The 13,281-nt window shown below is 67.0% G+C and carries 13 protein-coding genes; 10 read left to right on the top strand and 3 right to left on the bottom strand.

From position 1 onward, the window contains the following. Positions 1-520 precede the first annotated feature (520 nt). On the bottom strand, positions 521-1,399 hold the full coding sequence (locus tag CZ674_RS07905; protein ID WP_234988505.1) for a MurR/RpiR family transcriptional regulator: 879 nt from the start codon (positions 1,397-1,399) through the stop codon (positions 521-523). Positions 1,400-1,643: 244 nt separating this feature from the next. Between CZ674_RS07905 and CZ674_RS07900 the strand changes: the two genes are divergently transcribed. The 7 genes from CZ674_RS07900 (at position 1,644) to CZ674_RS07870 (ending at position 9,952) form a co-directional block, all read left to right on the top strand. Continuing rightward, entirely contained in the window at positions 1,644-3,194 is a 1,551-nt protein-coding gene (locus tag CZ674_RS07900) for an ABC transporter substrate-binding protein (protein ID WP_086991975.1), read from the top strand. A gap of 100 nt (positions 3,195-3,294) precedes the next feature. Continuing rightward, positions 3,295-4,266: an ABC transporter permease gene (locus CZ674_RS07895; protein WP_200810062.1), complete on the top strand. Its 972-nt coding sequence runs from the start codon at positions 3,295-3,297 to the stop codon at positions 4,264-4,266. Next, positions 4,263-5,144, top strand: a complete 882-nt coding sequence (locus CZ674_RS07890; protein WP_086991974.1) for an ABC transporter permease — start codon at positions 4,263-4,265, stop codon at positions 5,142-5,144. Before CZ674_RS07895 ends, CZ674_RS07890 begins: the two co-directional genes overlap by 4 nt. Before the next feature lie 3 nt (positions 5,145-5,147). Next, positions 5,148-6,047 (top strand): N-acetylmuramic acid 6-phosphate etherase, encoded by a 900-nt coding sequence (gene murQ, locus CZ674_RS07885; protein WP_086991973.1) that lies wholly within the window; start codon positions 5,148-5,150, stop codon positions 6,045-6,047. After that, a complete protein-coding gene (locus CZ674_RS07880; RefSeq protein ID WP_234988504.1) occupies positions 6,044-7,219 on the top strand; it encodes an anhydro-N-acetylmuramic acid kinase in 1,176 nt (391 codons plus the stop codon). The genes murQ and CZ674_RS07880 overlap by 4 nt, the downstream gene beginning before the upstream one ends. Continuing rightward, entirely contained in the window at positions 7,212-8,315 is a 1,104-nt protein-coding gene (locus CZ674_RS07875) for a serine hydrolase domain-containing protein (protein WP_086991972.1), read from the top strand. The genes CZ674_RS07880 and CZ674_RS07875 overlap by 8 nt, the downstream gene beginning before the upstream one ends. Continuing rightward, positions 8,312-9,952 carry a dipeptide ABC transporter ATP-binding protein gene (locus tag CZ674_RS07870; protein ID WP_086991971.1) on the top strand — a complete coding sequence of 547 codons (1,641 nt, stop codon included), beginning with the start codon at positions 8,312-8,314 and terminating at the stop codon, positions 9,950-9,952. Before CZ674_RS07875 ends, CZ674_RS07870 begins: the two co-directional genes overlap by 4 nt. A 54-nt stretch (positions 9,953-10,006) precedes the next feature. Here CZ674_RS07870 and CZ674_RS07865 read toward each other — a convergent pair whose 3' ends face one another. Continuing rightward, positions 10,007-10,516, bottom strand: a complete 510-nt coding sequence (locus CZ674_RS07865) for a hypothetical protein (RefSeq protein WP_086991970.1) — start codon at positions 10,514-10,516, stop codon at positions 10,007-10,009. Positions 10,517-10,574: 58 nt separating this feature from the next. After that, positions 10,575-11,348, bottom strand: coding sequence for an HAD-IIA family hydrolase (locus tag CZ674_RS07860; protein WP_086991969.1), 774 nt, complete (start codon positions 11,346-11,348; stop codon positions 10,575-10,577). 125 nt (positions 11,349-11,473) lie between these two features. On the opposite strand from CZ674_RS07860, the gene CZ674_RS07855 reads away from it, so the two are divergent. From CZ674_RS07855 to CZ674_RS07845, 3 genes are read left to right on the top strand one after another with little or no spacing between them, the layout of a single operon-like run. Beyond that, the gene (locus CZ674_RS07855; protein WP_086991968.1) at positions 11,474-12,019 is read left to right on the top strand and encodes a GNAT family N-acetyltransferase; all 546 of its coding nucleotides are present in this window, start codon (positions 11,474-11,476) and stop codon (positions 12,017-12,019) included. A gap of 19 nt (positions 12,020-12,038) precedes the next feature. Further along, the gene (locus CZ674_RS07850) at positions 12,039-12,524 is read left to right on the top strand and encodes a GNAT family N-acetyltransferase (RefSeq protein WP_086992052.1); all 486 of its coding nucleotides are present in this window, start codon (positions 12,039-12,041) and stop codon (positions 12,522-12,524) included. Positions 12,525-12,584: 60 nt separating this feature from the next. Beyond that, positions 12,585-13,202, top strand: coding sequence for a TrmH family RNA methyltransferase (locus CZ674_RS07845; protein WP_086991967.1), 618 nt, complete (start codon positions 12,585-12,587; stop codon positions 13,200-13,202). Positions 13,203-13,281: the final 79 nt, after the last annotated feature.

Here is a 13,281-nt window from a genome sequence, read left to right as displayed (position 1 = left end):
GGGCGTGTGCGAGCAGTACGCCGACGACGTCTGCCAGGTCGCGAACCTCGGCGGCCTGGGGGTCGGGCTCGTCGGCATCGCAGGCGCCGTGTTCTGGAGCATCATGATCGCCCGCGGCTTCGGCCCTCCCGCCGCCTGGTGGGCGCTGCCCGCGGTCGTCGGCGGCACGGGCGCCGCGGTCTTCCTCGACGCCGTCGCAGGCCAAGGCGTGGTCGAACCGCTGAAGATCGTGGTCTCGCTGCTGCTGATCGCGGCCGCGGGCGGCATCGTCATGCTCATCATGCCGCAGCGCGAGCGGGCATTCGCCGGGTGGACGAGGCTCGACGGGCTCGACGCAGAAGAGACGCGGATGCGCGGATCGGATGCGCGGATCGGATGCGCTGGTGCTGCCAGCAGCGGCTGCGGTGGCGGCGGGGGCAGGGGGAGCTCTCGCTCTGCACATGTTCGGGCAGCTCACCACGAACTGATGTTGCGAAAAACGCACCGGTTTGACTGTCAAACCGGTGCGTTTTTCGCAACATCAGGTGGCTTGGCGCACGGCGGCGTAGCTCGTGCGAATGGCGACCATCGACTCGTCGTACCGCTGCTGTACAACCCCGACGAACAGGGCGTCGATGACCATCAGCTGCGCGATGCGACTGCCGAGTGCTCCTGACCTGAGCGGCGACTCCCGCGCAGCGGTCTGCAGCACCACATCCGCGTGCTCGGCAATGGGGGAGTCGGGAAAGTTCGTGATCACCACGGTCTTCGCGCCAGCCGCCCGCGCCAGCCGCAGATACTCGATCGTGTCGAAGGTGCGGCCCGAGTGCGAGATGGCGATGGCGACCGCCCCTGTCTCGAGAACGGAGGCGCTCGTCCATGCTGCGTGCGCATCCGACCACTCGATTGCAATGCGGCCGATTCGGGTGAGCTTGCGCTGGAAGTCGGTCGCCGCGATGCCGCTCGCGCCGATGCCGAAGATGTCGACTCGAGTCGCCTCGGTCACGACCTCCACCGCTTCGGCCAGCGCCTCGCTCGAGAGCACGTCGGCAGTCTCGGCGATCGACAGCGTCTCGTCGCGCGCGATCTTCGCGATCACCTGCTTGAGCGTGTCGCCCTGCTGGATGTCGAGCGGCTCGGCCGGAATCGACTCGGTCGCACGGCGCTCGCGGGCGGCGTCGAGCGCCAGGTCGTGGCGCAGGTCGACGAATCGCTCGTAGCCGATCGCGTGCTGAAACCTGATGACGGTCGTCGACGAGGTCGACACGGCGCGGGCAACGGAGCCGGCGCTCATCTTCGAGAACCCGGCCGGGTCGTCGAGCAGCAGCTGCGCGACTCGGCGCTCAGCCGGTCGAAGCGCGGGCATTGCGGCGCGCGTCGCGATGATGGGCTCTGCGCCCTTGCGTGCTGCCTCAGTCACGGAGGCTCCCTTCACATTCGCCGTCGGGCTCTCGCCTTCGAGATTCCCGACACGCCACTATCGACATTGTGCAGTATGTAGTAACGTAACCCTAAATTCAGAAACCGTGTACTTTCGTAACACGCAAGCAACACAGCAAGCACCACGCAAGCACACACAAGGAGCCCCACAGGCTCACCACGACGGTTCAACGACGCGCCGCACCATGGAACGCTCGTTGACGAAACACGAGAAACGAGCTGACATGAAGGCGAAGAGACAACGACGGCTGCCCAAGCTCGTCGCCGCCATCGGAGTATCGGCACTCGCCCTCACGGGCTGTGCCGAGGGCGTGACGACGGATGAGCAGACGGGCGGCGACGGCGCCGCCGAGCAGAATCTGGTCATCGGCGTGACGACCGACATCAACTCCCTCAACCCCTGGACTGCCACGCAGTACCAGGCGGTCGATGTGCTGACCCAGATGTACGGGTCGCTGGTCGAGTTCGACGCAGAGCTCAACCCGGGGCCCGGCCTGGCCGAGTCGTGGGAGGTCAGCGAAGACGGACTGACGGTCACGTTCAAGCTGCGCGAGGGCGTGACCTTCAGCGACGGCAGCGAGTTCGACGCAGAAGACGTCATCGCCTCGTACGAGACGATCCAAGACCCCGAGACCGCGGCTGTGTCGGCTGCGAACCTCGCGTCGATCGATGCCATGGAGGCCACCGACCCGCACACGCTCGAGATGACGCTGACGCAGCCCGATGCGGCGCTGTTCTCGAAGCTCTCGAGCCTCGGCACCGCGATCATGCCCTCAGACGTCGATCTCGCCGACGTCGAGAACAACCCCGTCGGCACCGGCGGCTTCACGCTGCAGGACCGCTCGCCCAACCAGTCGGTGACGCTCGCCGCGAACCCCGACTACTGGTACGGCGCACCGGCGCTCGAGACCATCGAGTTCCGGGTGATCCCCGACCAGTCGGCAGTCGTCTCGGCGCTGCAGGCAGGCAACGTGCAGATGGCAGTGTTCGACGACGCAACGGTCGCATCGACGGTCGGCGGCGAGATCACGGTCGAAGAGACCGCGCGCCTCGACATGCACGTGCTGCAGCTCAACTCTGAGCGCGAGCCCATGAACGACGTCAACGTTCGCCTCGCGATCTCGTGCGCGATCGACCGCGAAGGCGTGCTCGAGTCGGCAGCGATGGGCGAGGGCGAGGTCATCGGTCCGATCACGTCGCCGAGCTTCAAGTCCGACCCCACTGACCGCCCGTGCCCCGAGCGCGACGTCGAGCAGGCGAAGCAGTACCTGGCAGACGCCGGCTACGAAGACGGGCTCAGCCTCAAGATGATCGCCATGCAAGACGGATACTCGACTGCAATCGCAGAGGCACAGACCATTCAGTCGCAGCTCGCCGAGGCAGGAATCGAGGTCGAACTCGAGCCGCTCGAATCGGGCACATACGTCGACCGCTGGATCGCGACCGACTTTGACATGGCTGTCGCGCTGAATGGCGCATCCGCTGATCCCGACGCGACCTACGGCCGCTACTTCACCTCGACGGGCAACCTGAACGACGTCGCAGCGTTCAGCACCGACGAGCTCGACGCGCTGTTCCTGGAGGGCCGCTCGGAGTCTGACCCCGAGGCTCGCAAGGAGATCTACGCCGAGATCTCGGGCTACCTCGAGGACCAGGCACCGTGGATCTGGCTGTTCACCGGCTACAACTACACGGCCATGGCGCCGCAGGTGCAGGGCTTCGAGCCGCTCGTGAGCGGCAGCCTGCTCGGTCTGCGCGACGCGTCGATCGGCTAGAACCGCCCTCGCTGCGGTGTCGCACGAACGCGGCACCGCAGCTGCGGCCCGCACCGCAACCACTGCAGGTGCGCGGCATCGCACTGATGAAAGGGGCCTCGTGCTTCGCAAACTCTTCGAGTCGCCTGTGCTTCGGCGCATCCTGGCGGCGATCGGAACACTGATCGGCGTGGCCGTGCTCGTGTTCATCATGCTGCGGGCGCTGCCGGGCGACCAGATCCAGGCCGCATACGGCACGGAAGCAGCCGCACTCTCGCCGGAGCAGCGCACGGCACTCGAGGCGTACTACGGCATCGACCAGCCGCTGTTCGTGCAGTTCTTCAGCTGGGCGGGGCAGCTGCTCACCGGCAACCTCGGCATCTCGACGAGGGGCCAGGAGACGGTCGCGAACATGACCATGCAGTCGCTGCCGGTCACCTTTCAGCTGGCGCTGCTGGCCATCATCATCGCACTGGTCATCGGGGTCGGCTTCGGCGTGCTGGCCGCGGCCGCCAAGGGCAAGTTCCGCGACTGGCTCGGTCAGTCGATCAGCCTGCTGGGCCTCGGCGTGCCGACGTTCCTGCTCGGTGCCGCGATCCTCACGATCGCCGCCCAGCTGCTGGGTTTCAACCCGAACGGACTCCCGTACGCGCATCCGTGGGAGAATCCGTTGCTGAATTTCAACCAGATGATCATTCCGGCTGCCGTGCTGGGCTTCAGCGTCGCGGCGCCCATTCTCAGAACCACTCGCGCGTCGTTTCTCGAAGTGAGCGAGCTCGACTTCGTGCGCACCGCCCGCGCCAAGGGCATCTCGGTCAAGCGCGTGCGCTGGAACCACATTCTGCGCAACGCGTCGCTGCCGATCGTCACCATGACAGGCATGCAGTTCGGGTTCCTGCTCGGCGGCGCTGTCGTGATCGAGCAGATCTTCTCGTTGCCCGGCCTCGGTCGCCAGGTGCTGCTCGCGATCAACCAGAAGGACTTCGCGGTCGTGCAGAGCACCGTGCTGATCATCGCGCTGCTGTTCGTGCTCGTGAATCTCGCGACCGACCTGCTCTACCGACGCATCGACCCGAGAGTGAGGGCAGAATGACCGCCGCGATCATCACACAGGCTGCTGACGCTCAGAAGCCGAAGTCGCGCCGCTTCACGAAGCTCATGCGCAATGGCGCGGGCGCCGTGGGGTTGTGTATCGTGCTGCTCATCGTCTTGCTCGGCGTGCTCAGCTTCTTCGGCCTCATGCCGTATGACCCGCTCGCGCAAGACGCATCGGCGCGCATGCAGGCCCCGAGCGCAGCGCACTGGCTCGGCACCGACCAGTTCGGCCGCGACCAGCTCTCGCGCGTCGCCGCCGGCATCGTCAACTCGCTCATGGTCGCCGTGGTCGCAACGGTCATCAGCGCCGTCGTCGGCATCGGGCTGGGCGTGCTCGCCGGCTATCTGCGCGGCGTCTTCGACGTCATCGTGGGTGCCGTCTCGAACGTGCTGTTCGCGTTCCCGTCGCTGCTGCTGGCACTGACGCTCGCATCCGTTCTGGCTCGCAACTGGTTCACCGTCTCGATCGCCGTGGCCGTCGTGTTCGTGCCGATCTTCATCAGAGTCGCCCGCGGCCCGGTGCTGGCGCTGCGCGAGGTCGAGTACGTCAACGCGGCGAAGGCGACCGGCATGGGTCCGCTCGCGATCGTGTGGCGGCACATTCTGCCGAACATCTCGAACATCGTGATCGTGCAGCTGACGCTGTCGCTGTCGTGGGCCGTGCTCACCGAGGCATCGCTCAGCTACCTCGGACTCGGCACCCCGCCGCCGGCACCCTCGCTCGGCTCGATGGTGCTCGAATCGCAGACCCTCGTCACGATCGCGCCCTGGCTGCTGGTCGGCCCGGGCATCGCGCTGGTGCTGCTGATCATCGGCCTGAACCTGCTGGGGGATGGCCTGAGCGACGTGCTCGACGTGACACGAGAGGACAGGTGACCGATGTCTGACCTGAGTTCCCTGACGACCGAGAGCGTCGACCGCGCCTTCGACGACCTCGACCAGCGCTCTGTCGAGTCGCTCGCGAGGGCCATGAACGAGGCCGACCAGACCGTGCCGCTTGCGGTCGAGCGAGCGCTCGCGGAGATTGTTCCGGCCATCGAGGCGGCCGCTGCGCGCGTGCAGAGCGGTGGCCGGCTGTTCTACGTCGGCGCGGGCACCCCGGGCCGCATCGGCGTGCTCGATGCATCTGAGGTTCCGCCGACGTTCTCTGAGCACGGCCGCGTCATCGGCGTCATCGCTGGCGGCGAGAGCGCGATTCAGAACGCGATCGAGGGCGCAGAAGACGACCCGGCAGCCGGAGCCGCCGACCTCGAGGCGTACGGGCTGACGAGCGCAGACGTCGTGATCGGCGTCACCTCGAGCGGCCGCACGCCATACGTCATCGGCGCGTGCGACTACGCCCGCGAGCTCGGCGCGCTGACCGTCGGCCTCGCGTGCAACGAGAGCAGCGAGCTCTCGAGCCACGTCGAGCACCCGATCGAGATCATCGTCGGCCCCGAGATGATCAGCGGATCGACCAGGCTCAAGTCGGGCACGGCGCAGAAGCTCGTGCTCAACATGTTCTCGACTATCACGATGATCAGGCTCGGCAAGACCTACGGCTCGCTCATGATCGACGTGTCGGCGACCAACGAGAAGCTGCGGGAGCGCGCGGTGCGCATCGTGCAGCAGATCACGGATGCGCGGCGCAGCACCGCAGAGCAAGCGCTCGAGTCGAGCGAGGGTCGGGTGTCAGTGGCGGTTGTCATGATTGAGCGCGACGTGAGCTGCGAAGCCGCTGATGCGATGCTCGTGGCAGCCGGCGGCAGACTTCGCACGGTTCTGGAGGAGGGCGAATGAGCGAGCAGGGCATGAGTGTTTTGGGGCTGATCTCGGGGACGTCACACGACGGCATCGACGCAGCGGTCGTCGACTTCGAGCAGCGCGGCTCGCAGCTGCACGCCACCGTGGTCGCGGCCGACTCGCAGCAGTACGAGCCCGAGCTGCGGCAGGCGATCATCGCGCTGCTGCCGCCGAACCAGACCACGATCGACGCCGTCACGATGGCCGACACCCGCATCGGCCAGGCCTTCGCGCTGGTCGCGGCCGACATGCAGCGGCGCTTCGATGGCATCGACCTCGTCGTCTCGCACGGGCAGACCGTCTTCCACTGGGTCGAGGGGCAGACCGCCCGCGGCACGCTGCAGCTCGGCCAGCCCGCCTGGATCGCCGAGGCCACCGGCCTCACCGTGGTCAGCGACATCCGCGCTCGCGACATCGCAGCCGGCGGCCAGGGCGCCCCGCTCGCATCGACCATCGACGCACTCGTCGGCGGCTCGCGGCCGGGCGTCACGGGGCTGCTGAACCTCGGCGGCATCGCCAACGTCACGGTCGTCGGCGAGCAGGTGCGCGCCTGGGACACCGGGCCCGCAAACGCCCTCGTCGACGCGGTGGTGCTTGACCGCGGCCTGCACGCCTCGGGATACGACGACGGGGGAGCGATCGCGGCATCCGGCACGGTCGACCAGGTGCTTTTGCAGCGGATGTTCGCACACGAATACTTCGGCCTTGCGGCCCCGAAGAGCACCGGCAAAGAGGTGTTCAACCTCGATTTCGTCGAGGGCGCGCTGGACGGGCTCTCGGTGAGCGACGCAGACCTCGTCGCCACGCTCACCGAGCTGTCGGCCCAGACCGTGGCAGACGCTGTCCGGGGTGAGGGCCTGGCTGAGCTGTTCGCCTCGGGCGGCGGCGTGCACAACGCCGCGTTCATGGCACGCCTCGAGCAGCTGCTGCCCGATGTGCGCATCGCCTCGTCGAGCGAACTCGGGCTCGAACCCGACTCGAAAGAGGCCGTGCTCATGGCGTTGCTCGGCTGGCTCACCGCCCACGGCCACGCTGGATCGGTGGCGTCTGCGACCGGCGCTGCTCGCGCATCCGTCTTGGGGTCGATCACGCCGGGCGTGCACCCGCTGTCGCTTTCGGCTGGGCCCGCGCCCACGTCGCTCGTGATTCAGGGGGCAGCTGATGCATGAGCTTGACGTGCGGCTGCTCGACCAGGACGCCGACTGGCACGTGCCTCCGGGTGCCTGCATGGCGGTACAGGTCGCGGATGCGCGGCACGTCGCCTGCGAGGGCCTTGCGCGACTGCAGCCCAGCGAGCCGATGACCGTCGGCCACTGGCATGATCTGGCGTCGGTCAGCAAGCTCGTCACGACGCTCACGCTGTGCGTGCTGGTGCGGGCGGGGCTTGTGGAGTGGCAGACGACGCTGGCTGACGTGCTTGGCGGGCGGGCCGGGGAGTATGGCTCGGTGACGGTCGATCAGCTGCTGCGGCATCGCGGCGGCTTTCGGCCGTGGAAGCCGCTGTATCTCGAAGCGGGCGCTGGTGTTGCGGGCTTTGATCCGATCGCGAGCATCCTGGCTGACGAGCCGGCGTCGGCTCCTGACACCGAGACCGTCTACTCAGATCTCGGGATGCAGGTGGCCGCGGCTGTGATCGAAGAGCTGACCGGCACGCCCTACCCGGATGCCGTGCGCAGCGTGCTCGGTCCGGCGTTCAGACGAGAGTTCGCCGACGAGCGGGCCGGAGTGCCGTCGCCGTGCGCCGCTTCGAGCGTCGGCGACGCGATCGAGCGCGAGATGGTGGCGACTGGGCTGCCGTATCCGGTGGATGCCGATGGTGATGGCTTTGCGTGGCGCACCGAGGTCATTCAGGGCGAGACGAACGACTGCAATGCGCATCACGCGTACGGATCCGCGGCCGGTCACGCCGGCTGGTTCAGCACGGCCGAGGGGCTGCTCTCCCTCGGCGAGCTGCTGCTCGAGATCGCCGAAGAGCTGGCCGAAGAGCCCGTGAACGGCATCGGACGCGGCGTTCGCGTCTATGACATCGAGTGGGACGGATGCCGGCGCACCCTGGTGGGGCACCCCGGCTTCACGGGCACGTTCGTGGGCGTCTCGCCTGCAACCGAAGAGCAGCCCTCGCTCGTGGTGACGTGGCTCTCGAACCGTCTGCACGACGCCGAGCCGGTCGCCGCCTCGCGCCTGGCCCCGGTCGACCAGCTCTGGCGAGCGGGCCTGGCCGCATTCGACGCACGACTCAACAGCAATTCAGGAGGCACTGCGTGACCGAACCACTGCTCAAGGTCGACGACCTGCGAGTCGCTTTCTCGACCGCCCGCGGCGAGCTCGAGGCGATCAAGGGCGTCTCGTTCGAGGTGCTGCCCGGCGAGACGCTCGCGATCGTGGGCGAGTCGGGGTCTGGCAAGTCGACGATCGCCGCCAGCCTCAACCGGCTGCTCGCGAGCAACGGCCGCATCTCGGGCGGCTCGGTGCGCTTCGACGGCGCCGAGATCACGACGATGGCCGAGCGCGACCTCAACAGCCTCCGCGGTGCGCAGATCGGCCTCGTGCCGCAAGACCCGATGTCGAACCTCAACCCGATGCACCGCATCGGCGACCAGATTCTCGAAGTGCTGCGGGCCCACGGCGCCGGCGGCGAGAACAAGCGGCAGCGGGTGGTCGAGCTGCTCGAGATGGTCGGCATTCCCGACGCCGAGCAGCGCATCGACCAGTATCCGCACGAGTTCTCCGGCGGCATGCGGCAGCGCGTGCTGATCGCCATGGGGCTCGCGTGCCAGCCGCGGCTGCTCATCGCCGACGAGCCCACCAGCGCCCTCGACGTGACGGTGCAGCGCCGGGTGCTCGACCGCCTCGACGCACTCACAGAAGAGCTCGGCGCATCCGTCATTCTGATCACGCACGACCTGCCGCTCGCTGTCGAGCGCGCCGACCGGGTGCTCGTGATGTATCGCGGCGAGGTTGTCGAGCAGGGTGCTGCGAAGCAGATTCTCGAGCAGCCGAAGCACGAGTACACGAAGCGGCTGGTCGAGGCGGCTCCGAGCTTCATGACGACGTCGCTCGTCGAGAAGCCCGCTGCCGGTGCTGCTGCTGGTGCTGGTGCCGCTGCCGGTGGCGCGGACGCTGACCCGGAACCGTTCGCCCGCGTGACCGGCCTCGGAAAGTCGTACCGCATCCGCGGTCAGGCAGAGCCGTTCTGGGCTGCTCGTGAGGTGAGCTTCACGATTCCGCGCGGCCGCACGGTGTCGATCGTGGGCGAGTCGGGCTCTGGCAAGTCGACGACCGCGCGCGTGCTGCTCGGCCTCGAAGATGCGACCGAGGGAACGGTCGAGATCGCCGGCGACGACATCAGCACGCTGAAACGGCGCGAGCTCATGGGCATCCGGCGCAAGGTGCAGCCGGTGTTTCAGAATCCGTTCGCCTCGCTCGACCCGAGGTACACGGTCGCCGAGCTGATCGAGGAGCCGCTGAAGGTGCACCGCATCGGCTCTCGAGCAGAGCGGGCGAAGAAGGTCGGGCAGCTGCTCGACGACGTGATGCTGGCGGCTGACTACGGGCCGCGGTATCCGCATCAGCTCTCGGGAGGTCAGCGGCAGCGCGTCGCGATTGCGCGGGCGCTCGCGCTCGACCCAGATCTGGTGGTGCTCGACGAGGCGGTGTCGGCGCTCGACGTGCTGGTGCAGGCGCAGATCCTCGAGCTGCTCACCGATCTGCAGCGCGACCTGGGGCTCAGCTACCTGTTCATCAGCCACGACCTGGCGGTGGTGCGCATGATCTCGCACGAGGTGCATGTGATGCAGCGCGGCCGAATCGTCGAGTCGGGCACGCCCGAGCAGATCTTCGAGCAGCCGCAGGCGGAGTGCACGCGGGAGCTGCTGGCTGCCATCCCGGGTCTCAACCTCTGAATGTTGCGAAGAACGCACCGGTTTGACAGTCAAACCGGTGCGTTCTTCGCAACATCAGTCGGTGTTGAGGGTGATGTCGTCGGCAGTCTCGACGCCGATCTCTTCGAACTCGACGAGGGTCAGCAGCACCACGCGAGGCGCACCGTCGCACTCGACCACGTCGGCTTCGGATTCAGTGGGCGTCACGAACTTCAGCACCGTGTCGCCGCTGGCAAGCACCTTCGCATCGGTCAAGCAGTCGAAGTAGGAGCCGACGACGATCACCGACTCGCTGAAGTTCGGCCGATGCGGAAACACCTGCTCGTCGAGCGGCGGCGACAGCTCGCCCAGCCACTCCTGCCACTGGTCCTCACTGCCGATGAGCAGCGACTCGGGCTGGTCGTCCATGTAGTCGGCCAGCGCATCCGACAGCTCGGGCGACTCGCCCTCGTTCCACTCGGCATACGTCGACCCGACTTCGACGGCGACGGGCGGGCTGCCGGGGCCGGTCTGGTCAGTGGAGCAGGAGGATGCGGTGAGCAGCAGGGCGGCAGCTGCGGCGAGTGCGGTCAGGCGGCGGGTCATGCCTAGAAGGTACTTGCGGCGGCTCGACGCCACCTTCCGATCACCCGAGCATCACCTGTTAGTCAACGAGCTCGAACACCCCATCGAGAATCTCATTGGGCCTGAACGGATACTTCTCAATCGACTCACGCGTCGAGATGCCCGTCGTCACCAGCACCGTGTGCAGTCCGGCCTCCATGCCGGCGATGATGTCGGTGTCCATGCGGTCGCCGATCATGCCCGTCACCTCAGAGTGCGCGCCGATCTGGTTCAGCGCCGACCTGAACATCATCGGGTTCGGCTTGCCCACGATGTAGGGCTCGCGGCCGGTCGCCTTCGTGATCAGCGCGTTGATCGCGCCGGTCGCGGGCATGATGCCGTCGGGCGAGGGCCCGGTCGCATCGGGGTTCGTCGAGATGAAGCGCGCACCGCGGTCGATGAGCCTGATCGCCTGCGTGATCGACTCGAACGAGTACGAGCGGGTCTCGCCGACCACCACGAACTCGGGGTCGTTGTCGGTCATCGTGAACCCGGCGTCGTGCAGCGCCGTGATAATGCCCGCCTGCCCGATCACGTACGCCGTGCCGTCAGACTTCTGCTGCTTCAGAAACTCGGCGGTCGCATTCGCGCTCGTCCAGATGCGCTCCTCGGGAACGTCGAGGCCCGAGGTTCGAAGGCGCGCAGCGAGGTCGCGCGGGGTGAACATCGAGTTGTTCGTCAGCACGAGAAACTCGGTGCCCCGGTCGAGCCACTGCTGAATCAGATCAGCGGCTCCGGGCAGGGCCTTGTTCTCGTGCACGAGCACGCCATCCATGTCGGTGAGCCAGCACTCTACGTCAGCAAGGGTTCGCATGACTCCACAGTAGTTCAGCATGGTTTTGCGCGATCGGATGGGCTGGCGCACTAAATGTGCGAATCTGCCAGTAGCGAGCGCAAAAGGGGTTACGGCGCAAGAACCACGCGTGTACCGTCGTTGATATGCAACGAACCATCACTGAGTCAGCTGTCCACGAGCCCGTCATCCGCGCGGCGACCCAGGACGACATTCCTGAGCTGCTCGAGATGATCCGCGACCTCGCCGAATATCACGGTGAGCGCGACCGCGTCACGGTCACCGAGCAGCAGCTCGCCGACCAGATCTTCAGCGGCACATCGCCGCTCACGGCACGCGTCGTCGAGGCTCCGGCCGACGCGCCCCACAGCCTCAACGGCTACTCGCTCTGGTACGCCGCGTTCTCGCCGTGGGAGGGCAGCGAGGTCATGCATCTCGAAGACCTCTACGTGCGCCCCGAGTCGCGCGGCACCGGTGCCGGCAAGGCACTGCTGCGCAACCTCGCCGTGATCGCCGACGAGCACCAGTACGGCCACATCCAGTGGATGGTGCTGAAGTCGAACGTCTCGGGCGCCCAGTTCTACGTCTCGCAGGGCGCAGGCCCCATGAGCGACTGGGACATCTACAAGCTCGACAAAGCCGCTGTCGCAGCACTCGCGGGCCCGGCCCCAGCAGCACCCGCGGCCGCCTGACCGCGATACTGTGATGCGCATGCACCCGCGCATCCGTGAAGCCACTCCCGACGACGTCGCAGAGATCGTCGACCTCGTCATCGAGCTCGCCGTATACGAGCGCGAACCTGATGCCGTGAAGCTCACGCCCGAGACCCTGCACGGCCAGCTCTTTGGCGAGAACCCGGCGCTGTTCGCGCACGTCGCCGACGCCGAAGAGGGCAGCGGCCGCCGCATCGACGGCTTCTCGCTGTGGTTTCTCAACTACTCGACGTGGGAGGGCACCCACGGCATCTACCTCGAAGACCTCTACGTGCGACAGGATGCGCGCGGCAGCGGCCTCGGCAAGGCGCTGCTCGTGAACCTCGCCGAGATCGCCACCGAGCGCGGCTACCAGCGCGTCGAGTGGAGCGTGCTGCAGTGGAACGAGCCGTCGATCGCGTTCTACCGTTCGCTCGGCGCCTTCCCGATGGACGGCTGGGACACCATGCGCCTCACCGGCGACGCACTCGAAGCCCACCGCTAGTGTCGAAAAACTCTGGTGTTTGACGGTCAAACACCAGAGTTTTTCGACTATTTTGGGGGGATGAGTGAGCAGGAGTATGAAGTCGGCGTCGGCCCGTGGCAGGGCGAATGGCCGGCGGATGCGCGGTACGACGAAGAGCTGCTGGCTGCGGGCGACAGGCGCAACGTGGTCGACCACTACCGCTACTGGTCGCTCGAGGCCATCAAGGCAGACCTCGACACGCAGCGGCACGGCTTTCACGTGGCGATCGAGAACTGGCAGCACGACTTCAACATCGGCTCGATCGTGCGCACCGCAAACGCGTTCAACGCCGCCGGCGTGCACGTCATCGGCCGCAAGCGCTGGAACCGGCGCGGGGCAATGGTGACCGACAGATACCTCGATGTGCACCACCACGAAACGGTTGCTGGGTTTGCAAGCTGGGCATCCGACAATGCACTGCCGATCGTGGCAGTCGACACGCTTCCAGATGCCGTGCCCGTCGAACAGCGCGCCCTGCCCGAGGCGTGCGTGCTGCTGTTCGGGCAGGAGGGGCCGGGCCTGAGCCCCGAGGCGGTCGCCGCCGCAGACAGCGCCGTCGTCATCAGGCAGTTCGGATCGACGAGGTCGCTCAACGCGGCGGCAGCGGCCGCGATCGTGATGCACGAATGGGTGCGGGTGCACGCGCAAGGCGCCTGAGCCTCGGCATTGACAGCCTGAAACCCAGCCGCAACTGAAAGCACAAGTCCGGCTGAGCAAAACACATCGACCTGAGTTC

This window comes from Agrococcus casei LMG 22410 (genome assembly GCF_900163565.1).
In the GTDB taxonomy this organism is placed as follows: domain Bacteria; phylum Actinomycetota; class Actinomycetes; order Actinomycetales; family Microbacteriaceae; genus Agrococcus; species Agrococcus casei.
This window is presented reverse-complemented; position numbering and strand designations above follow the sequence as displayed.